Origin of the sequence: Thiomicrorhabdus arctica DSM 13458 (genome assembly GCF_000381085.1) — a bacterium.
GTDB classification, from domain to species: domain Bacteria; phylum Pseudomonadota; class Gammaproteobacteria; order Thiomicrospirales; family Thiomicrospiraceae; genus Thiomicrorhabdus; species Thiomicrorhabdus arctica.
This window is the reverse complement of sequence record NZ_KB905899.1, coordinates 1,027,898-1,049,981: the sequence shown is the minus strand read 5'-3', so window position 1 is coordinate 1,049,981 and position 22,084 is coordinate 1,027,898. Positions and strand designations below refer to the sequence as shown.

20 protein-coding genes are annotated in these 22,084 nt (G+C 42.0%); 17 read left to right on the top strand and 3 right to left on the bottom strand.

Annotated elements, in window-relative coordinates; translation table 11 throughout:
- Positions 1-33: 33 nt before the first annotated feature.
- Together F612_RS0104845 and F612_RS0104840 are read left to right on the top strand one after the other, a co-directional pair.
- Entirely contained in the window at positions 34-2,172 is a 2,139-nt protein-coding gene (locus tag F612_RS0104845; protein ID WP_019556628.1) for an ATP-binding response regulator, read from the top strand.
- Positions 2,173-2,231: 59 nt separating this feature from the next.
- Positions 2,232-2,879, top strand: a complete 648-nt coding sequence (locus F612_RS0104840; protein WP_019556627.1) for a response regulator — start codon at positions 2,232-2,234, stop codon at positions 2,877-2,879.
- A 121-nt stretch (positions 2,880-3,000) separates the two neighbouring features.
- Here F612_RS0104840 and F612_RS0104835 read toward each other — a convergent pair whose 3' ends face one another.
- Positions 3,001-3,729 (bottom strand): DUF5610 domain-containing protein, encoded by a 729-nt coding sequence (locus F612_RS0104835; RefSeq protein ID WP_019556626.1) that lies wholly within the window; start codon positions 3,727-3,729, stop codon positions 3,001-3,003.
- 317 nt (positions 3,730-4,046) lie between these two features.
- Here F612_RS0104835 and prfB point away from each other — a divergent pair.
- Together prfB and lysS are read left to right on the top strand one after the other, a co-directional pair.
- A protein-coding gene (gene prfB, locus F612_RS0104830) for a peptide chain release factor 2 (RefSeq protein ID WP_096777653.1) occupies positions 4,047-5,142 on the top strand; the annotation gives its coding sequence in 2 pieces (ribosomal slippage) (positions 4,047-4,118 and positions 4,120-5,142; 1,095 coding nt in all).
- 168 nt (positions 5,143-5,310) lie between these two features.
- On the top strand, positions 5,311-6,822 hold the full coding sequence (lysS, locus tag F612_RS0104825) for a lysine--tRNA ligase (RefSeq protein WP_019556624.1): 1,512 nt from the start codon (positions 5,311-5,313) through the stop codon (positions 6,820-6,822).
- A gap of 161 nt (positions 6,823-6,983) precedes the next feature.
- On the opposite strand, the gene ygfZ is transcribed toward lysS, so the two are convergent.
- The gene (gene ygfZ, locus F612_RS0104820; protein WP_019556623.1) at positions 6,984-8,069 is read right to left on the bottom strand and encodes a CAF17-like 4Fe-4S cluster assembly/insertion protein YgfZ; all 1,086 of its coding nucleotides are present in this window, start codon (positions 8,067-8,069) and stop codon (positions 6,984-6,986) included.
- A 243-nt stretch (positions 8,070-8,312) separates the two neighbouring features.
- Between ygfZ and F612_RS0104815 the strand changes: the two genes are divergently transcribed.
- Entirely contained in the window at positions 8,313-8,867 is a 555-nt protein-coding gene (locus F612_RS0104815) for a chemotaxis protein CheW (protein WP_019556622.1), read from the top strand.
- Between the two features lie 94 nt (positions 8,868-8,961).
- Here the strand turns inward: F612_RS0104815 and nadB are convergent, their stop codons facing one another.
- Positions 8,962-10,563, bottom strand: a complete 1,602-nt coding sequence (gene nadB, locus F612_RS0104810; protein WP_019556621.1) for an L-aspartate oxidase — start codon at positions 10,561-10,563, stop codon at positions 8,962-8,964.
- Between the two features lie 123 nt (positions 10,564-10,686).
- Between nadB and F612_RS0104805 the strand changes: the two genes are divergently transcribed.
- The 12 genes from F612_RS0104805 to F612_RS0104750 all read left to right on the top strand — a co-directional run bounded on the left by F612_RS0104805 (position 10,687) and on the right by F612_RS0104750 (position 22,061).
- Entirely contained in the window at positions 10,687-11,325 is a 639-nt protein-coding gene (locus F612_RS0104805; protein WP_083917288.1) for a SoxR reducing system RseC family protein, read from the top strand.
- A gap of 198 nt (positions 11,326-11,523) precedes the next feature.
- Positions 11,524-12,969, top strand: coding sequence for a DegQ family serine endoprotease (locus F612_RS0104800; RefSeq protein ID WP_051080312.1), 1,446 nt, complete (start codon positions 11,524-11,526; stop codon positions 12,967-12,969).
- Between the two features lie 349 nt (positions 12,970-13,318).
- Positions 13,319-15,124 carry a translation elongation factor 4 gene (gene lepA / locus F612_RS0104795; protein ID WP_019556618.1) on the top strand — a complete coding sequence of 602 codons (1,806 nt, stop codon included), beginning with the start codon at positions 13,319-13,321 and terminating at the stop codon, positions 15,122-15,124.
- Positions 15,124-15,894, top strand: a complete 771-nt coding sequence (gene lepB / locus F612_RS0104790; RefSeq protein ID WP_019556617.1) for a signal peptidase I — start codon at positions 15,124-15,126, stop codon at positions 15,892-15,894. Before lepA ends, lepB begins: the two co-directional genes overlap by 1 nt.
- A 1-nt stretch (position 15,895) precedes the next feature.
- Positions 15,896-16,609, top strand: a complete 714-nt coding sequence (gene rnc / locus F612_RS0104785; RefSeq protein ID WP_019556616.1) for a ribonuclease III — start codon at positions 15,896-15,898, stop codon at positions 16,607-16,609.
- Positions 16,610-16,790: 181 nt separating this feature from the next.
- Positions 16,791-17,771: a GTPase Era gene (gene era, locus F612_RS0104780; RefSeq protein ID WP_019556615.1), complete on the top strand. Its 981-nt coding sequence runs from the start codon at positions 16,791-16,793 to the stop codon at positions 17,769-17,771.
- A gap of 121 nt (positions 17,772-17,892) precedes the next feature.
- Entirely contained in the window at positions 17,893-18,612 is a 720-nt protein-coding gene (gene recO, locus F612_RS0104775) for a DNA repair protein RecO (protein WP_019556614.1), read from the top strand.
- Positions 18,613-18,687: 75 nt separating this feature from the next.
- Positions 18,688-19,434, top strand: a complete 747-nt coding sequence (gene pdxJ, locus F612_RS0104770) for a pyridoxine 5'-phosphate synthase (RefSeq protein WP_019556613.1) — start codon at positions 18,688-18,690, stop codon at positions 19,432-19,434.
- A gap of 37 nt (positions 19,435-19,471) precedes the next feature.
- Positions 19,472-19,855: a holo-ACP synthase gene (gene acpS, locus F612_RS0104765; protein ID WP_019556612.1), complete on the top strand. Its 384-nt coding sequence runs from the start codon at positions 19,472-19,474 to the stop codon at positions 19,853-19,855.
- A 77-nt stretch (positions 19,856-19,932) separates the two neighbouring features.
- Positions 19,933-20,298, top strand: a complete 366-nt coding sequence (locus F612_RS12215; RefSeq protein WP_019556611.1) for a hypothetical protein — start codon at positions 19,933-19,935, stop codon at positions 20,296-20,298.
- A 61-nt stretch (positions 20,299-20,359) separates the two neighbouring features.
- Positions 20,360-21,064, top strand: a complete 705-nt coding sequence (locus F612_RS0104755; RefSeq protein WP_019556610.1) for a hypothetical protein — start codon at positions 20,360-20,362, stop codon at positions 21,062-21,064.
- Between the two features lie 91 nt (positions 21,065-21,155).
- On the top strand, positions 21,156-22,061 hold the full coding sequence (locus tag F612_RS0104750) for a bile acid:sodium symporter family protein (RefSeq protein WP_019556609.1): 906 nt from the start codon (positions 21,156-21,158) through the stop codon (positions 22,059-22,061).
- Positions 22,062-22,084: the final 23 nt, after the last annotated feature.

Here is a 22,084-nt window from a genome sequence, read left to right as displayed (position 1 = left end):
AAAAATACAGTAACAACATGATAAGGCTTTTGAATGAGTTTTGATAAGAGTGCTTTTGCCAATGAAATGTTGGATAAGGCTTTATGGTGGCGCTATGCGATTGACGATGATAATCAAATTATTGAGTTGTCTGACTCGCTACAACTCTTGTTTGAAGGGCCCATCCGAAAACTAAACGACTTGACGGGGCAATACACGACGCCATTGATGTCCATCAAAATCCAACAGATACTGGAAAATCCCGCTGTAAGCATACGTTTCTCTGCTTCATTTGACACTTTGATGGGCAAGTTGTCCTTTCAACATTGTTTAAGTACCTTTGAAAGTGAAGGGGTTCGTTATATTTGGGCAGTCTGTATCGAAATAACCGAAATGATTGAGTTGGAACGAGAAATGGTGGATGCTCAGGGAAGGCTCTCTCTCAATCAAGTATATGAGAGGGAAACACTTCTACTGGAACAGAATAAATTTATTAATGACTCTTATAAAAAACAGTCTCGTTTTCTAGCGATGCTAAGCCATGAGTTACGTTCACCACTATTGGGGATTAGCAGTCTAGTAGAGCGCTTGCAAAAACAATTAGGTGCAGAATCTGTGAGAGGTGAGGTGGTGACGGCGTTAAAGACAATACACATGACCGCTGAGCAATCGATCTTTTTAGTGAATGATATTTTGACCTATTCACAAACAGAATATGACGTGATAACTTTGCATCCGATGACGTTTTCATTAAAAGGCGTATTGGAGAATGTAAAACAATTGACGAAGTCTATCGCCTCTGATAAAAATTTAATCGTTTCAATGATCTATTTAGGACAACGTGATTTAGTGGTTGGCGATAGTGTTCGGCTGTCGCAGATTTTAATTAATTTGATTGTAAATAGTCTCAAATTTACTCAGTTTGGTGGTGTCTCAATTGAAGTCACTGAAAAAGCTGATAACCACTTTCGGTTTAAAATAACAGATTCAGGAGAGGGCATCTCGGCGGAACAGCAAGCGCATATTTTTGAACCTTTCGAGCAGTTAGAAAGTCGAGGCAGTAGCCTTAATATCGGTTCTGGTTTGGGTTTATTTGTCGTTAAAAAATTGGTTTTATTGATGGGAGGGGAGATCTCTGTAAAATCGAATGTGGGCATAAGTACCTCCTTTTATGTAGACCTCGCGCTGCCACGGGCCCCAAAAGTTGAGGGTGAGAAGGCGTATTCTAATCTCCCTGTTGTTGTTGTGAAAAACGCGAAAGAGCCCGAGAGCAAAAAAGCATCAATATTAAAATCCCATGAATCACAGCAAACGGCATATGAGGTTAAAGCAGGCAATGACCTCTCTCAAAATAGGAATAAAGCACATACGAGCAACCACTCTAGAAAACATTACAAGATTTTAGTGGCAGATGATTCAAAGATAAATAGAATGATTCTAGCGGGTTATTTAGAAGAACAAAATTGCAGTGTTTCTGAGGCAATGGATGGCAAACAAGCCTGGGATATTTTCCAAAAAGAAAACTTTGATTTTGTCTTTCTGGATATTCAAATGCCCTTTTTAGATGGTATTGAAGTCAGTCAAAAAATTCAACAGAGTATTAAACAAAATCCTTCTCATGCAAAAAAGTTAAAAGGGGTTTTTGCCATTACGGCCGGTGGCGAAGAGTCGAATTTAATTCCACAAGGAGAGTCTTTGGCTTCGGTCGGTTTTAATGGATGGTTTGTAAAACCCGTGACTAAAGCACAGATTATTGGTTTGTTACAAGAAACTCAGCTTTCAAGCACGTCAGAAACACCAGCACAGCCATTAGAGCAAATAACACACGCGGAAACGAATCAAGTTGAAGCAGAAAATGAATGGGATGGGGTTGATAAAATTCCCGTACAGTTTCATGCCCTAATCGATTCGTTTCTAATCGAAATGAGAGATGGCTTAGCTGAAATGGATGTGTTGAATAAAGCCCATGACGAGTTTGCATTAGCCGCTAAAGCACACTATTTTAAAGGTAATTGTATGTTGTTTCAGTTAGATAAGATGGTGAGTTTATTTAAAACGGTTGAAGGCACCATTCAATATGAGGATCAGCCACATATTAAACAACAAAAAGTAGACCTAGTATTAGAAAAACTAGAAATTTCCCTGAAATACCTTGAGAAGTCATTAGCGATTCGTCATAATGGCTTTAAATAAACAAAGCGTACACTTTGATAAGTGTTGTTACTTAAGATTCGTTAAATTGGGTGATTTATATGTCTGAAAAAATTAGTATTCTACTAGCGGAAGATCATGCTTTAGTAAGAGCAGGATTCAAATCCATTTTACAAGCAGAAGCAGACTTTGTGATCGTTGGTGAAGCTGAAGATGGTTTAGAGTGCTTGGAATTGGTTAGAACGAAATCTCCTCAGGTTGTGCTTTTGGATTTATCGATGCCAAAGTTAAGTGGTTTAAACGCAATTGCTCACATTAAAAAACGATATGCTGAGACGAAAGTGATTGTGTTAACGGCAGCTGAAACGACCAATGTTTGGAATGAGGTTCTTGAATTAGGTGTAAGTGGTATTGCCATGAAATCAATTTCGCCAAAAGAGTTGATTCAAGGTGTTCGCCAAGTGATGAAGGGTGAGTTATTTATTCATTCTGAAATCCAACCTATATTGGAAGAAGCTTCTGGTTTACTTAATAAGCGCTTGTCGGTTCGTGAGAAACAAGTCGTAAAGTTAGTTGCGGAAGGCTATAAAACTAAAGAGATTGCTGAAATGTTAGAGATCAGCGATCGTACGGTGTCTAAACACCGTGAGAACTTAATGACCAAAATGGGCGCGACTTCAACGGCTGAGTTAACGAACTATGCAAATGAAACGGGTCTAACAAAAGTTGGACTGGAAGAGATCGAATAATTCATCTCTCAATTCGCGTTGGCGATAAAGACTTATTCTTCAACGCATAAAAAAGGGCCTTTCGGCCCTTTTTTATTATCTGTCATATACTTACTCTAGAATTCAAGCCATCCAATAGAGTTTATACATTACCAAGATTTGTTGTGTCAGTTTTAGTTTTGGCCGTGTCAGTTACAGGAACGGCTGTTTCTGTTGTGCCTAAATATTGATTACGAAAGTTTTGTAATCCCTCTTGCACTAATTTAAAAGTTGATTCAATATTCGTGGCGATATCACCTTTCAGTACATCCAAATCACCCAATAGACCTTTTGCTTCATCGAAGCCTTGGGCAATTCCGCCACCAATCACGTCCATAAAACGATCCATTAAAGCCTCGCCTTTAAGTTCAGGATTCGCGGCTTGAAAACCTGTTAAGAAAGCCGTGCTACCATCGACAATACGTTTCGCGGTATTTTCAGGCGTCCAATATTCCATACCGCCTTGTGTCTTTAAGGCTTCTTTGCTGATGGGGGCGGTGTCGCCTTCACCTTCACTGATACCAAACTGAGCACTCAGTACTTCATTTATTTTTTCGATAGCGGCTTGATAGGTCAGTTTTAATGAATCTGCAGAGGCCGATTTGCCATCTCCAAACAAGTGTGCAACCAAACTCGCCTGACGTTCGGTACGAATCGTCGCTTGGGTGGCTTGCAAGGAGGCTTGTTCGGGTAGGTCAGGTTGGTTCGCTTGATTGGCTTGTTCCGGTTGACCTAAGGCGCGGCGGCCTTGGTTATCCGTGTTTGCATGATCAAGCCCAGCCGATTTTTGATAGGCCTGGATGGAACTTAAATTATTCATTTCAACAGCCATGATAGATCCTTTTTCTAGTCGAAGATTTTTATGATCAAGTGCGTTTATGTTAACGCTTATTTGTAATGTTGGGAAATGTCTCTAAATAAGTCTTCAAACAACTTATAGATAAATTCTTATACAGTTTGTATCGGCCGACAATACTAAAGCTTAAATTGCTGGTCATTTGTTAAGAAAAATGCCGTGACATTCGCATGGAGTGTAAGTGTCAAAAAAATACGTTATAAATAATAGATTTGCTCATAATTTCAGCAGGATAGGGGGAATACTGGTATCATGCGTGGATATTTTTTAGTGTGATTTGGAAGTGGAAGAGAATGGAACTTAATCTTGTTTATACTCGTATTGATGATTACCAGGCGCGTACGCTAGTGCTTAGGGGGTATCTTTGACTACGAAGCCCGTTCAGAGCGTTTAGACGAAGTTTTACGAGAACTAGAGGAGCCGACTGTTTGGAATGATCCTGAAAAGGCACAAGCTTTAGGCAAAGAAAAGTCTCAGTTGGAGATGATTGTTTCCACTATTGATCAAATGGAGTCCGGTACCGAATCGGTCAAAGAGTTGCTCGAAATGGCTGAGATGGAAAATGACCAGGAGATGGTCGATGAAGTCATTGTCGATTTGGATGCTTTAGGTGCAAAACTTGAAAAACTTGAGTTTCAGCGGATGTTCTCCGGTGAGATGGATCCCAATAATGCGTATTTAGAAATTCAATCTGGTTCTGGTGGCACAGAAGCCCAAGACTGGGCGAATATGATTTTAAGAATGTATCTGCGTTGGGCGGATAGCCACGGTTTTAAGGCTGAAATAATTGAAATAACCGCCGGCGATGTCGCGGGTATTAAAGGCGCCACAATCCATGTGCAAGGTGATTATGCCTTTGGTTGGTTGCGTACCGAAACCGGTGTGCATCGTTTGGTACGTAAGTCACCATTCGATTCAAGTAATCGCCGCCATACCTCTTTTGCATCAGTCTTTATATCGCCTGAAATTGATGACAGTTTTGAAGTGGATATTAATCCTGCGGATTTACGTATTGATGTTTATCGTGCCAGTGGCGCGGGTGGACAGCACGTTAACAAAACCGAATCAGCGGTGCGTATTACCCATCTGCCGACCAATACCGTGACCCAGTGCCAGAATGGTCGTTCACAGCATCAAAACAAAGCCGAAGCGATGAAGCAGTTGCGCGCGAAGTTATATGAGCTCGAAATGTTAAGTCGTAATGCCGATAAACAAGAGTTAGAGGACTCTAAATCGGATATCGGTTGGGGCAGTCAAATTCGCTCGTACGTTTTGGATTCAGGACGTATTAAAGATTTAAGAACCAATGTTGAAACCGGCAATACCGGTGCTGTTTTAGATGGTGACTTAGATCAGTTTATTGTCGCCAGCTTAAAAGCAGGTGTGTAAGACTTTTAAAAGTGTCTTTAACCAAGTTAAGTGTTGTTTAACTAGTTTTTAAGCATTTAAAGCCTTAAAATACCATTCATATTCCAATCTATTAAGTTACCAGGCCTGGTCGTTTTCAAAACCACCAGGCCTGGTCGTTTTACACATTAAAGTTAAGAGAGTTATCCCATGTCCGAAACACAAAATACAGCCCCTGAAGTTGATGAGAATAAAATCATTGCCGAACGCCGCGCAAAACTTCATGCATTAAAAGAAGGCGGGCATTCATACCCAAATACGTTTCGCCGTGAGGATAATGCTGCAGAGTTACACCTTCTTTATAACGCTATGAGCAAAGAAGAGCTTGCAGAAGCAGAGCCAGTCCGTGTAAAGATAGCTGGACGCATGATGTTACGTCGAATTATGGGTAAGGCCAGTTTTGCAACGTTACAAGACCCTACCGGGCGTATTCAAGTCTATGTTACGCGTGATGAGTTACCAACTGATTTCTATAACACTCAGTTTAAAAAATGGGATTTAGGCGATATTATTGGCGCTGAAGGCTTTATCTTCAAAACCAACACTGGCGAGCTTTCAATTCACGTTGAACATATTGAGCTCATCACTAAGTCAATTCGTCCACTGCCGGATAAATTCCATGGCCTGCAAGATCAAGAAGTCCGTTATCGCCAGCGTTATGTCGATTTAATTGTTAACCAAGAAACGCGTGAAACGTTCATGTTGCGTTCTAAAATTGTTCAGCACGTGCGTAACTTCTTAATTCGTCATGATTTTATGGAAGTTGAAACGCCAATGATGCATGTCATTCCAGGGGGCGCAACTGCTAAGCCTTTTAATACGCATCACAATGCGTTGGATATGCCACTTTATCTTCGAATCGCACCTGAACTCTACCTTAAGCGTTTAGTGGTCGGTGGATTTGAACGTGTTTTTGAAATTAATCGTAGTTTCCGAAATGAGGGGCTATCGACGCGTCATAATCCAGAGTTCACTATGGTTGAATTCTACGCGGCTTATACCGATTATAATCAGTTAATGGATTACACCGAAGAGTTGCTGAAGGAATTAGCCGAATTAGCCGTCGGTTCAACGAAAGTACCTTATCAAGGGCAAGAGTTTGATTTTGGGAAGCCGTTTGCGCGTATCAGCATGAAAGATTCGATTGTACAGTACAACGAAGGCATTGAATTGTCTCAGTTAGAGACGATTGAGTCAGTAACGGCTTTGGCCAATAGCTTAAAGATTCATGTTAAAGAAGGTTATGGTTTAGGTAAAATCATTACTGAAATCTTTGAAGAAACGGTTGAAGAAAAGCTAATGGATCCAACGTTCATTACTGAGTATCCGGCAGAAGTTTCGCCTTTGGCACGCCGTAATGATCAAGACCCGTTTATTACCGATCGTTTTGAACTGTTTATCGGTGGCCGTGAATTGGCCAACGGCTTTAACGAGTTGAATGATGCAGAAGATCAAGCTGAGCGCTTTATGTCTCAAGTAGAAGCAAAAGACGCGGGTGATGATGAAGCGATGCATTACGATGAGGATTATATTACGGCTTTAGAGCATGGTATGCCTCCGACAGCGGGTGAAGGGATCGGCATTGACCGTTTAGTGATGCTTTTTACCGATTCGGCTTCGATTCGCGACGTACTTCTGTTTCCGCATATGCGTAAGCAGTAAAGTTTATGGATAAATGTTCTAGCCTGAAGAATGGCCTGAACTGTTATTTAAGAACCTAGACAATAAAAAAGCCCGTTAAACTGACCAGGCCTGGTCAGTTTAACGGGCTTTTTGCTTTTACGCTTTATTTCAGCGGAATTTGAACCTGTGTTAGGTTCGGTCTATTCGTCGTCTGTCACCGAGTATGGTAGAGGTTCAATAATAGCAGGTGAGCCGGACTCGGTTAATAAATCGCCTTCAACCGCTTCTAAAGATCTTAATGTGCCTATGGCTAAACAGAGTGTGCCGTTGAAGATGTTTGGATTAGCACTGATGATCGCTAACTTGTGACTCTTATCATTTGAGTCTTTTAAAATCAGTGTTTCACCGGCTTTTAAATCAAGACTCTCTTCAAAACGAATACGGAACATACGTTTGGTGACTTTTCCGCGATAATGCATGCGCGCAATAATTTCTTGGCCGGGAAAACAGCCTTTTTTAAAGTTAATGGCATCCAGTTTATCGAGGTTCAAAAACTGAGCGACAAATTTTCCTGTGGTATCGGTATTCACTTCAGGCATGCCAGCGGCAATATTCAGTAGATTCCAATCATAAGAGTTGGTAAGGTCAGCATTGCTACGCAAGCTTTTCCAAACCTCTTTCATTTGTTCAGCAGGACCAAATAAAGCATAACGATGGTATGGACCGGGTACTTTAACCACGCAGACATCTCGCATGCCATCAATATCGATATAGCCCGTTTCATAAACGTCTTTTACTTTAGTGCTTAAGCGGCGCTGGATGTCTAAATCACCGAATTCTCCAGCAAAACCAATCTGGATCAAACTGTCAGAAACATCGGTTAATTGAACATCGGAGCGCATAACAAACATACTTAAACGCTTTAAAATGGACTCTTTCAAAGAGCCATCAAAATTTAGGTAGAAGTCACCTTGGTACTTGAAAACTAAGAAGAGCGCGAGAACTTGGCCTTGTGGATCACAATAGGCGGACAGTTGTGCTTGGCTATCAGAGACAATGCTGATGTCACTACTGAGTTGACTTTGTAAAAAGCTTGCAACATCACTGCCAGTGGCTTTAATGAGTCCCTGGTGGGTTAGGCTTGTTAACACTGGGCCATTTTTGATTAAAAAACGCTCTAATTCGGCTTGCCCGAAAGTGACTATCTTTCCGGTTTCATCAAATTCGACATTTTGTGAGGCTAGAACCTCTAGCCATAGTGGATCTAAAGTGGCACTGGAACTCATTGCTTTATCCTTCATTCTTAAACGGTGTGCAGATGATACCGCAGGACTTTAAAATCGCAAAATATCTTGGCTTAATTTATGAACTCCCATCTTGGCTTTTCGCCACTACAAACACTGTTAAAAGCAGTTGAATTCTCTCTAAAGTATAGTAATATGGGGTGTATTCTTTTTCTAAGGAATTCGCCTTGACGGGCTTAAAGCCTTTTTCATGTCAAGTTAACTATTGTGTAACGGAGTCAAAACGTGTCTGAATCAAAGAAAGAGTTTTTAACCTTTATTATCGGTAGCGAAGAATATGCGGTTGAAATACTCCGTGTTCAGGAAATCCGGGGTTGGGAAAAACCTAGTCCTTTGCCAAACGTGCCGAGTTTTGTAAAAGGTGTGGTGGATTTACGTGGTACTGTCGTACCCATTATTGATTTACGAGAAAAGTTCAGATTAAACTCAAGTTTTGATAACACAACGGTGATTATTGTTGTGCATGTGATTACCAGTCAAGGAGAGCGTGTTGTCGGTTTAGTGGTTGATGCCGTATCGGATGTGCATGTATTTGACCTTACTAAGCTGCAAGCGGCGCCAGATATTTCAACGTCTGTTCAAAATCAATTTGTTCTAGGATTGGCAACCATCGAAAATACACCTGCTGAGCAAGCGCTTGCTCAAGAAAATGCGGTGGAAAGCCGAAATAAATCAACAGGTCGAATGGTCATTTTGATTGATATAGATAAGCTTGCATCAGAAGGTTTGATTGAGTCTATTGTGGCTGATAATGGTGGGATGCCAACGGGTAACGGTTGAGCCAGTTCTGGCGAACTTTAAAAGACATCTCGTTTGAGACGATAAAAAGCGCTTAGTGCGCTTTTTTCGTGTCTAGGGTGCCTGAATGACTCTTTTACTTTGGTTTTAAAATGGTTGGTTTGGCTTTTTTATGGGTGTGAGGGTAGTCTAAATTATAGTGCAGTCCACGGCTCTCTTTACGACGTTGCGCACTCATCACCATCAATTCAGCGACCATAACGAGATTTCTTAACTCTAAGAGATCGCTGGTCACCGTATGTTGATGGTAGTATTCATCAATCTCTTTATGTAGATTTCGTAATCGTTGACGGGCACGTTTTAGGCGTTCGTTTGTACGCACGATACCTACATAATCCCACATGACTCGGCGCAGCTCATCCCAATCGTGACTCACTAGAATTTTTTCAGCGGGGTCCGTAATGCCAGTGCAGTCCCAGGGAGTGATTTCATGCTCCGCTGGCACGGTCAGTGGAAATGCCTTTTTAATACTTTGAGCGGCCATTTTGGCAAACACCAAACCTTCAGCCAATGAGTTGCTGGCAAGACGGTTGGCACCATGTAACCCTGTATAAGCTGTTTCACCAATCGCATAAAGGCCGTTTAAAGAGGTCTGGCCTTCTAAATCGGTGATGACACCACCGCAGGTATAGTGCGCCGCAGGCACGACTGGGATTGGTTCTCGTGCGATATCAATACCAACCTTAAGACAACGTTCGTAAATGGTTGGAAAGTGGTTTTGAATAAAGTCGCGTGGTTTATGTGATATGTCTAAATAGACACAGTCAATCCCGTGTATTTTCATCTCATGGTCTATTGCTCTGGCAACAATATCTCGTGGAGCGAGATCCGCTCGTGGATCATAGTTCGCCATAAATGCAGTGCCATCAGGTAGCTTCAAAATACCGCCTTCACCACGAATTGCCTCACTGATTAAGAATGAACGATCCTTGGGGTGATGTAAGCAAGTCGGATGGAATTGATTAAATTCCATATTGGCAATACTACAACCTGCGCGCCAGGCCATTGCGATGCCATCTCCGGTAGAGGTGTCCGGATTACTGGTATAGAGATAGGCTTTACTTGCGCCGCCAGTGGCTAATATCGTAAAACGAGCCGCAATGCCATAAATTGTTTTCTCCGTTTTATTTAAAACATAGGTACCCAAACAGCGATTGCGTTTTTGATTTAAAATCAAGTCAATGGCAATGTGCTCTGGTAAAAGGGTGATGTTTGGGTGTGTTTTAACGCAGGAGATCAAGGTATCGATGACCGATTGCCCAGTATGATCAGCGGCGTGGATCACTCGACGGTGACTATGTCCACCTTCCTGAGTCAAGTGAAATGGAAAGGAGGATTCACTGTCAACCTGTTTACTAAAGGGCACGCCTAAGTCAATGAGCTCTCGAATTGCTTCAGCTGCATGGGTTGCGACGACAGAAACTGCTTTAGGGTCACACAAGCCAGCACCGGCATCTAGGGTGTCTGAAATGTGTGCATCGATGCTGTCAAAAGGATCTAGAACACCTGCAATGCCACCTTGTGCATAATTTGTGCTGCCTTCATTTAAAGAGGCTTTGGCTATTAAGATGACAGAGTAATCCGTGGCCAGTTTAAGTGCAGCAGAAAGCCCGGCAATGCCACTACCGATGACTAATATGTCGGTTTTTAAACTATGATTATGAGTTGAAGTGGCCACGCAGGAACCTTTTAATTTCTATAAAGAAGTTCATCAAGTGAGTCATAAAAACTGAACTTAACTTGAATAATTTATTTAATGGTAGCATATTATATTTAAATACTGGCTAAGGACTGTTCTTTTATGCTCAAAGTCCTGTGCGACGGCAAGAGAGTATTGTGGACAATCATCCTGGTTTCAGTGGAAAAAGAGTGGTGTAAAAAAATGAATAAACATGTGAATGAAAGTCACCAACAGACAGAATCTGTTTCTGAGAGCAGGCCGCTAGACTTGGGCGGGGACGCTGAACTTGATGTGTTTCCAATGGGTGAATCTCATCTATTACGTGAATCCGGCATTATCTCCTCCATTGAAGGTGAGTTTGCTTATGTAGATGCCCAGCGTCAGTCGGGATGTAGCGGTTGTGCTTCATCATCAAGCTGTGGTACATCTGCATTGGCCACTTTATTTACGAATACCTCTCAAAGTGCTATCAAAGTGAGAAACAGACTGAATGCTCAAGTGGGTGATCACGTTATATTAACTCTGGATGAGTCACGATTGATTAAGCATTCCTTTATGGCCTACGGTGTACCATTAATAGGCTTGTTTTTGTTTTCAGTATTGTTTAGTGTGTTGAGTGTACGAGTTTTCGATGTCAGTGATACGGTTGCTGATGTCGCCGCAATGATTGGCGGTTTTCTTGGCGTAGCTTTGGGATGGTGGTTGACGCATACGATTTATCAGCCAGTATTGCCTGAAATAAGTTTACCTAACACCTAACGGTTAGAACGGTACTTTAAGTTAAATTTATGCGATAAACCCTCAACATAAGACAGGTGAACTTGTTGGGTTGAGGTATTTAGTAGCAAGAGGTTGAAAATTAAATTTTTAGGTTTAGTCATTAAGCATGATTTAAGGTGTTTTTTTGTAAGAATCATGAAAAGTTTTGAAAAATAAGGGGGCACGATTGTGAAAAAAATGTCAGTTTTAACATCTTTACTGGTTGCGATATGGCTAAGTTTTACGGCTACAACGGCGATGGCTACGACGGTTAATAGTTATGGTTTACCAGATTTTACCGAACTGGTTGAACAAAACAATCAGGTGGTGGTGAATATAAGCACCACAAAAAAGATTGTTCGCGACCAATCGCAATCAGTCGCCCCGCTTCAGGGTATGCCAGAGGAATTGTTGCGTTATTTTTTCGGAATTCCGGGTGGTGATTTAGATCAATTTAGAGATCGGTTTGGTGGCAAACAGCCTGGGATGCCTCAAAAACAGCAACAATCCCACTCACTCGGCTCAGGTTTTGTGATCAGTGCCGATGGTTATATTTTAACCAATCACCATGTTATTGATGGTGCAGATGAAATTATTGTCCGTATGCGTAACCGTAAAGAGCTAAAGGCAAAAGTGATTGGTTCGGATCCCAGAACGGATGTAGCCTTATTGAAAATTTCTGCTAAAGATTTGCCTTTTGCTAAAATTGGTTCTTTGAAAGATCTTAAGGTCGGTCAGTGGGTTTTGGCAATTGGTCAGCCATTTGGTTTGGATCATACTGTAACGCATGGCATTATTTCCGCTTTGGGGCGTGCTTTGCCTGAAGATACTTATGTGCCATTTATCCAAACAGATATTGCCATTAATCCAGGAAACTCAGGGGGTCCACTTTTTAATTTAGAGGGCGAAGTCATCGGTATTAACTCGATGATTTATAGCAAAAGTGGTGGTGCAATGGGTCTATCTTTTTCGATTCCTATCGACATTGCTATGAATGTGGTTGATCAATTAAAGCATGGTGGTAAGGTCGTTCGCGGGTACTTAGGCGTTCAAGTACAAGAAGTGACCAGTGAGCTGTCTAAATCCTTTGGTTTAGTAAAGCCAATGGGGGCTTTAGTGGGGGAAACCTTTCCTGCAACACCTGCGGCAAAGGCCGGGATTGAACCAGGGGATATTATTTTAGAATTTGACGGCAAAGAAATTACCAAATCGTCTGATTTACCGCCTATTGTCGGCGTGACGCCGATTGATAAAAAGGTTGATGTTAAGCTGTTGCGCCAAGGAAAGGAGAAGACTATTAGGCTTAAACTGGCATCTCTGGATAAGTCAGAGTCCGTGGCTGCAGAGCAAGCCGGCCATAATATGCACAATCTTTTAGGCGCAGAAGTCGAAGTCATGGATAAAGCAGACTTAAGTCAATTGAAAATTCCATTTGGCGTAAGAGTGGTAAATGTCTTTGCAGAACCGGCTTTAAGTGCTGGTTTACGCCAAGGCGATGTGATCGTTACCATTGATTTTAAACCGGTAAAAAATATCCAGATATTAGATAGTTTGTTAAAAAGTTTACCGAAAAACCGGTCTGTTGCGGTACGCATCTTGAGAGAAGGGCACTCTTTGTTCTTACCGTTGATTTTAGATAAGTAAGCTTCAAAGAGCCTTATCTTTATTAAATAATAAGAAAAGGGGATCTTGAACTCGGTTAAGTTTACATTGTTCCTAATATGGCGATTAATCCATGCGAATCGCCATAAATTAGCGTAAAATACGCGCAATTAACTTTAAACCAACTCTTATTCCGTTATTGAATGTGCAAGCGTCTTTTTTGAAAGACGAACCATTGAAGATAATTATAAAAACATCCGTTTTAAAGAATAGGCTGAAAGGGGACGATAGTCCCCTTTTTTTATAGACCGTATTGTCCGTTTATAGAATCGACTTAATTCGACCTAAATCAATTTAAGCCGCTTTCAAACAGATACTACCTGGAGCATCAATGTCAGACGATTTAAAACACATTCGTAACTTTTCGATTATTGCACATATCGACCACGGAAAATCAACCATTGCTGATCGATTTATTCACCTATGTGGCGGTTTATCTGATCGTGAGATGCAAGCACAAGTACTTGATTCAATGGATATCGAAAAAGAGCGCGGCATTACGATTAAAGCGCAGAGTGTGACCCTGAATTATAAAGCGGATAATGGTGAAACCTATCAACTCAACTTTATTGATACCCCTGGGCACGTTGATTTCTCCTATGAAGTCTCGCGTTCTCTGGCGGCTTGTGAAGGTGCTTTATTGGTTGTGGATGCCTCTCAAGGGGTTGAGGCGCAAACCGTCGCGAACTGTTATACGGCAATAGAACAAGGTCTAGAAGTTTTGGTCGTACTGAATAAAATCGATCTACCCTCTGCCGAACCAGATCGTGTCATTGAAGAAGTTGAAGAGATTATCGGGGTTTCAGCCACTGATGCGGTGCGTGCGAGTGCCAAAGCGGGTATCGGTATTAAAGAAACGCTAGAAGATATTGTAGCGAAAATTCCACCGCCAACAGGGGATTTAAATGCCCCCTTAAAAGCCCTTATTATAGATTCCTGGTTTGATAACTACCTTGGTGTGGTTTCATTGGTTCGTGTCATTGACGGTCGTATTGGTAAAAAAACCAAAATGAAAGTCATGTCGACTAAAGAAGAATATTTGGTCGATGATGTCGGTATTTTTACGCCGAAACGCAAGTCAACTCCTTATTTAAGTGCAGGAGAAGTGGGGTATGTAACGTCAGGAATTAAAGACATTGATGGCGCACCGGTGGGTGATACTTTAGTCGATGCCTCTAAACCTGATGTAGAGGCATTGCCTGGCTTTGCTCCCGCTCAACCGCGCGTTTTTGCCGGAATTTTTCCTGTCTCTTCTGAACAGTATGAAGATCTGCGCGAGTCACTACGTAAATTGCGTTTGAACGATGCCGCTTTACATTTTGAACCAGAAAGTTCTGAAGCTTTAGGTTTTGGCTTCCGCTGTGGGTTCTTGGGTATGCTGCACATGGAAATCGTTCAAGAACGTTTAGAGCGTGAATATAATATTGATTTGATTGTGACTGCGCCGACGGTAATCTACGAAGTAGAGCTGAAAAATGGCAAAGTCATTAAAATTGATAATCCCTCAGAACTCCCGGATTTGAGTTTGGTTGAAGCGATCCGTGAGCCGATTATTCAAGCGAATATTTTAGTGCCCCATGAGCATGTCGGGGCGGTTATGAAGTTGTGTATTGAAAAACGCGGCGTCCAAAAAGACATGCTATATTCAGGTGGTCAAGTTTCCATTAATTATGAATTACCATTAAATGAAGTGGTGCTTGATTTCTTTGATCGTCTTAAATCGTGTAGCCGCGGTTACGCCTCAATGGATTATGAATTTAAGCGCTTCCAGCAAGATGACTTAGTTCGAATGGACTTCCTTATCAATGGTGAAAAAGTAGATGCATTAGGGGTGATTGTCCATCGAGCATTTGCTGCACAGCGCGGTAAAGTGATTGTTGACAAGCTCAAGGATGTGATCCCTCGCCAAATGTTTGATGTGGCCATTCAAGCGGCCATTGGCGCTAAAGTCATTGGTCGAGCGAACGTTAAAGCGTTACGTAAAAACGTGACTGCGAAATGCTATGGCGGTGATGTCTCACGTAAGAAGAAATTATTACAGAAACAGAAAGAAGGTAAGAAACGCATGAAGATAGTTGGTAATGTCGAACTTCCGCAAGAAGCTTTCTTAGCGATATTAAGCACGGGAGAATCATAATGAGCTTTGAACTTATTCTTGTCATTATCACCGCAATCACGGGGGTAATTACCTATGTAGATCGTGTTGTCTGGCGTCCAAAACGCCAAGCGGCCATGATGAGCGTCAAAGAACCTATTTTGGTGGAATATGCTCGTTCACTGTTTCCTGTATTTTTGGTTGTGTTGGTCTTGAGATCGTTCATTATTGAACCCTTTAGAATTCCATCCGGGTCAATGTACCCGACACTGCAAATTGGAGATTTTATTGCCGTCAATAAGTTCGCATACGGTGTTAAATTACCGGTTCTGCAAACGACCATTATTCCGGTTAGTGAACCAGAACGGGGTGATGTTGTGGTCTTTAAATATCCGAATGACCCAGCGGTGGATTACATCAAACGCGTCGTAGGTTTGCCGGGCGATAAAATTACTTATGTTGGGCGCACCATTTTTATTAACGGTAATCCGGTCAAAAGTGAGTTTATCGGTAAGTATCACGGTACGGAATCTGGCTCGATTATGGACGGTGCTTCGGTCGTTAAAGAGACCTTTCCAAATGGCACGACACATAAAGTACTGTTGGATATGGATAAGTCGAGCCTCGATTTGGATACCGTCGTGGTTCCGGAAGGTCATTACTTTATGATGGGCGATAATCGTGATCACAGTAATGACAGCCGTTTTTGGGGCTTTGTCCCAGCGAAAAATCTTAAAGGCAAAGCGTTTGGAATCTGGATGCACTGGGACAACGGTTTACAATTAAATCGTTTGGGTCAGGAGATTAAATAAGATGGCGACCAAAAAGGCCGAAAAACTCTCGGTTGAACGTTTGGCTAAGTTACATCAATTGGCTAAAAAACTAGGGTATGAATACCAAAATATTTCATACTTACAACATGCACTCACCCACTGCAGTGTTGGTTCTAAAAATAACGAACGACTCGAGTTTTTAGGCGATAGTTTGGTCAATTTCATGATTGCAGATATCTTGTTTCATCAATTTTCAAATTTACCAGAAGGTGATATGAGCCGTGTCAGGGCACATTTAGTTAAGGGTGACACCTTAGCTGTGATTGGCCGTGAATATAACTTGAGTGACTATTTAGTGTTAGGACCTGGTGAGCTTAAGAGTGGTGGCTTTAGACGTGATTCGATTATTGCGGATGCCGTAGAAGCGATTATTGCCTCTGTTTACGAGGATGGTGGTTTGGATGTTTGTCGAGAATTGGTAAATCACCTATATGATGGCCGTTTGCAAATTCTAGATCCTAAAAAAGTAGGCAAAGATGCTAAAACGCGCTTGCAGGAGTGGTTGCAATCAAAGAATCAGCCTTTACCTGAATACAGTATTATCAGTGTTAATGGAGCCGCACATGCTCAACAGTTCACCGTCTCCTGTTTCGTAGAAAAATTAAATACCAAATTTGAAGCTACGGCTTCGAACCGACGTAAAGCAGAGCAAAAAGCGGCTGAGTTCGCACTTGATGCTCTGGATAACCTATAGAGAGACCATTGCACGAGTGAATGAACGGCTATAAGTGGCTATAATTTGACTGATTTTTGTTAAAAAACTAAGAAATAGCTTACTATTCCCCACGTTTTTTACCGCAATCAGCCTAAATTCTATCTCATTTCTATCTCGTCCCTGACTCGCATAAAGGTCTCTGTAAAAGAGAACACTAAAAATGACTGATGAAAAACGTACACTCGATTTAGAGGCTATTTTAGCCGGTGGTGATGACTCAGGTTCCAAAGAACCAACAGAGTATCAAACGGGTTTTGCTGCTGTGATTGGCCGCCCAAATGTGGGTAAATCGACCATTATGAACGAGTTGCTGGGTCAAAAGTTGAGTATTACGTCACATAAGCCACAAACTACTCGTCATCGAATTCATGGTATTTATACCACTGATGAGCACCAAATTATCTATGTCGATACTCCGGGAATGCATTTAGGCGGTGAAAAATCGATTAATGAATACATGAATCGTACCGCCAACAGCGCGTTTTCGGATGTGGACGTGATTTTATTTGTCGTCGAAGCTGGGCGTTGGACCAAAGAAGACGATGCCGTTGCCAAGAAACTTGAAGGCATCGAAACGCCAGTGGTTGTTTTGATGAATAAAATCGATAACTACAAAAATAAAGAAGATCTATTTCCGTTTTTACAGACCGTTGCCGCCAATGTTCAAATGGATACTTTGATTCCGATCTCAGCCTATAAGAAAAGTGGCCTGGATTTAATCAAGAAAGAAGTGCTTAAGTATCTGCCTAAACAAGAAAAAATCTTTCCAGAAGAGTATGTGACGGATCGCTCACAACGCTTTTTAGCCGCTGAAATCATCCGTGAAAAACTGATGCGTACCTTGGGTGAAGAAGTACCTTATGGTTCGACGGTTGAAATTGAACAATTCAAGTTTGATCATGAAGAAGATCGGTGGATTATTAATGCGCTGATTTTAGTGGAGCGAAAAGGCCAAAAGAAGATTGTCATCGGCAAGAAGGGTGACATGATTAAAACGATGGGTATTCAAGCCCGCAAAGATTTAATCACTTTATTAGATGCCCGTGTGCATTTGGAGCTTTGGGTTAAGGTCAAAGAGAACTGGTCGGATGATGCACGTGCTTTAGCCAGCTTAGGTTACGACGATAACTACAGCAGTTAAGTTCGTTTTTCAATGATTATAAGCTCCTTTTAATTGGCGTTAAGACACTGTCTTATGCCGTAAAACAAACTTTCTTCGAAAGCATGATTTTCGCAGGCTATTTTAAGGTTTAATGATTTAAATGGAGATTGAACAGTCTGTTTTTGTCCTGCACTCTCGCCCTTACCGTGAAACCAGTGCTTTGGTGACGTTTCTTTCGCCTGATTATGGTAAGTTTAATGGCATAGTACGTGGCGTGAGAGGGGGTCGGAAAACAGCGACTCAAAAAACCGCACTGCTACAACCTTTTCAGCAATTGACCGTCTTATGGCGTGAACGAACCCACAAACCATCAGATTTAGTCTCTATTCAACAGGTTGAACTTAATCACTTACGTTTTCCACTGTCTGGTGATGCCAGTCTTTGTGGGCTGTACCTCAATGAGTTATTATATCGTTTGTTGTTTGCACAAGTACCGGTGGAACCACTCTATAATTACTACCAACAGGCCTTGTATCAACTATTGGCGGCCAATAATAGAAGTGATCAGGCCTGGGCATTACGGCAATTTGAATATCACCTTCTAAATGAACTCGGTCAAGGATTGATCTGTGATGTAGATATCCAACAGCAGCCTATTGAACCGGGGGTGTTGTATCATTTCTACCCAGAAAATGGAGCGATTAGAGCGGATATGGATGGCATTGGTAATGGCATACCCATTGAAGGGGAGTGTCTGTTAGCATTAGCAAAAGCGGCTTTTTGCGAAACGTGCTTGGGGCAGTGGAAACAGCTATTTCGAGCGATTCTCAATCAATATTTAGGTGAGAAACCGTTGATGACTCGCCAACTTTTTAGATAATATAGACATCGAAAACAACACACATAGAATGTTAGCTCAACCAGAGTTTACGTTCAAATTTACCAAGGAATAATCATGAATCCAATTTTTTTAGGTTTGAATATAGATCACGTCGCGACTCTAAGACAGGCGCGCGGGACGACTTATCCTGACCCTATTAAAGCCGCATTAGATGCTGAAATGGCCGGTGCTGATAGTATCACCCTGCATTTACGTGAAGATCGCCGCCATATCCAGGATGAAGATGTTGCGTTGATCTCTGCGATGCGTCAAACCAAAGTCAACTTAGAGATGGCCGCGACAGAAGAGATGGTTAAAATTGCGTGTAAATATGAACCAGAAGACATCTGTTTAGTACCCGAAAAACGGGAAGAGCTTACCACAGAAGGTGGTTTGGATGTTGCCGGACAAATCCCTTGGTTAACCGAGGTTTGTGAGCGTTTAGCGCATGTAGGCTGTCGTGTCTCTTTGTTTATTGATCCAGATGAAACTCAGATTGAAGCCGCTAAAGAGTGTGGTGCGCCAGTGATCGAATTACACACAGGAACCTATGCTGAACTCACACATCCTGCTGATATTGAAGAAGAGCTTGAACGCATTCGTCATGCAACAGAATATGCTGTGCGTTTAGGGCTTGTCGTGAATGCCGGACATGGTTTGCATTATCACAATGTACAAGCCATTGCCGCCATTAAAGAGATTGAAGAGCTGAATATTGGGCATGCCATTATTGCAAAAGCGGTGTTTTCTGGATTACCCGAAGCGGTGCGAGAAATGAAACGCATTATGGTTGAAGCCCGCCAACAAGCATATTTAAAATAAGTGGTTCAAGGAATCGTTCGATGAAAGAGGAAGTGCGATGATTATTGGCGTTGGAACCGATATTGTCGACGTTGAGCGTATCGCCAAGGTTTACAGGAAACAGGGTGAAGCCTTTGCGAATAGGCTGCTTTCGGCGGATGAGTTAGTGGAACTAGAAGACCAGCATTACCCTGAACGTTTCCTGGCCAAACGTTGGGCATTAAAAGAAGCCGTTTCTAAAGCATTAGGCACCGGTATTGCGCAAGGGGTTTGCTTTAAAGACATGACGATTGGCCATAAGAGATCTGGACAACCGATTCTTGTGTTAACGGGGTCGACGTTAGAGAAAGCGGGTGCATTGGGAATTACCGATTGGTCCATTAGTGTGAGTGATGAAAAACACCATACGGTGGCTTTTGTGGTGGCCGAACAAAGAGAGTGATTTCACTCAAAAAAGGGTAGCCAGATCTGGTTGCCCTTTTTTTATAACCAATTTTCTAGTAATTTTTAAGGGTTGATATGTTATTGCAGCTTGAACTTGCCAATAATGAACCATTTATTGCCGATGAAAATCGGTGTGACTTTTTAGCGGGTTTTTTCACGGCACAGTTAACCAATATTCATCTTAAATTGGTAAGAGATTTAAGTTTTATTAGTCAGTTGGCGCACTATAAAGACGGTATGCAAATTTCCCATGTTAGTTATCTGCACGCTAATCGTTATCAACTGCATTTTGTCTATACCTGGCATATTTTCCAAGGCTGTATAGGAATGGATGAAACTGGTGAGGTGAAAGATAAGGCTACTTTTACGGTATCTGATTTGGGTAAGATTAAGGTCGATTTAAGTGCATTTGAAGCTCAATCTACCGCAGATGAATTATAAAAAGACCTTGCTGATGCAATGATCTAAAAACAACTAAGTCTAATTTTGAAGAGAGTAACAAATGAATAAAAGTGTTTTGACTAATATTTTCGCCGCCGCCATTCTTGGAACGGGTTGGTTTTTACATAATTCTATTGTCATGATGGTCGGATTATTTGCCTTATCAGGTGCTTTGACCAACTGGTTAGCCGTTTACATGTTGTTTGAAAAGGTACCAGGCCTGGTCGGTTCTGGAGTGATTCCTAATCGTTTTGAAGCTTTTAAAGCCGCCATTAAAAGCTTAATGATGGAGCAATTTTTCACTCAAGAAAACATTGATCGTTTTGCTGCCAGCAGTGCGAAAAACTCCAAGTTCGACCTACAGCCAGTCATCGCCAAGGTGGATTTAAGCGCTTCTTTTGAAAAGTTGGTTGAGGTGATTATGAACTCTTCTTTTGGCAGTATGTTAGGTATGTTTGGCGGGGCAGACGCCTTAACCCCGTTAAAAGAACCTTTTGTTGAGAATATGAAAGTCTCACTGATTGAAATGACCCAAACAGAGTCGTTTCATAAACTGTTGCAAGAAGAGATGGATCAACCAGATGTTATGGCCGATATTCGTGGGAAGGTCGCTGACATTATTGATGTTCGTTTAGAAGAGCTGACACCACAATTGGTAAAAGAGATGGTTCAGAAGTTGATTCATGAACACTTAGGTTGGTTAGTCGTCTGGGGTGGCGTATTTGGCGGTCTAATCGGTCTCGCTTCAGCACTGATTGTTTTGTAGCTCATTTGAAAAAGAGCCTTTTATGTAGAACGACCAGGCCTGGTCATTCTCAAACACTAAATGCCTCTCACCGCCACACGGAACTTAGTCTATGTTATTAATGGCATTTCCCTTCTGGGCACTTATTTTCAGTGGTTTTGCACTGTTCTATCCGCAGTTTTTTGTCGATCTAAAGTCTTGGATTGTCCCCTTATTGATGGCGGTCATGCTCGGTATGGGGCTCACCTTAAGCTGGAAAGACTTTAAGCAAGTCTGGCACAATCGGCGGGTGGTCGGATTAGGCATTGGTATTCAATTCTTAATCATGCCACTTACCGCCTGGGCCTTGTCATTGTTGATGGGACTCTCATTAGAGTTGACCATCGGCATGATGTTAGTTGGCGCTACGGCCGGGGGAACAGCTTCTAATGTGATGGCATATCTGGCCAAAGGTGATGTCGCTTTGTCGGTGAGCATGACATTAGTATCGACCTTAGCCGCGGTGGTCATGTTGCCTTTTCTGACATGGTTCTATCTCGGTCAATCGGTCGATGTGCCAGTGACGTCTATGCTGTGGATGTTACTGAAATTGATTGTCTTGCCATTGTTGTTCGGGATGGCGTTAAACAAACTGTTTCACGATAAACTCTCAAAAATAATGCCCGTTTTCCCGCTGTTTTCAATGGGGGTCATTTTATTGATTATTGCCATCGTTGTCGCTCTTAACCAGGCGAATTTACAAACCCTGGCTTGGCCCGTTTTACTGGCCGTTATACTGCATAATATCACCGGCTTGCTTTGTGGTTACTGGTTGACTCGAAAATTAGGGTATGACAGCGTGATTGCACGTACCGTTGCCATTGAAGTCGGTATGCAAAATTCAGGCCTCAGCGTGGCGCTCGCTCTACACTATTTTAGTGCCACCAGTGCCTTACCGGGGGCTTTGTTCAGTATCTGGCATAACTTGTCGGGTTCAGTGTTCGCCAGTTACTGGCAACAAAAAGACAAAGACAAATAGAATGCTGTTTAATATTTACCCTT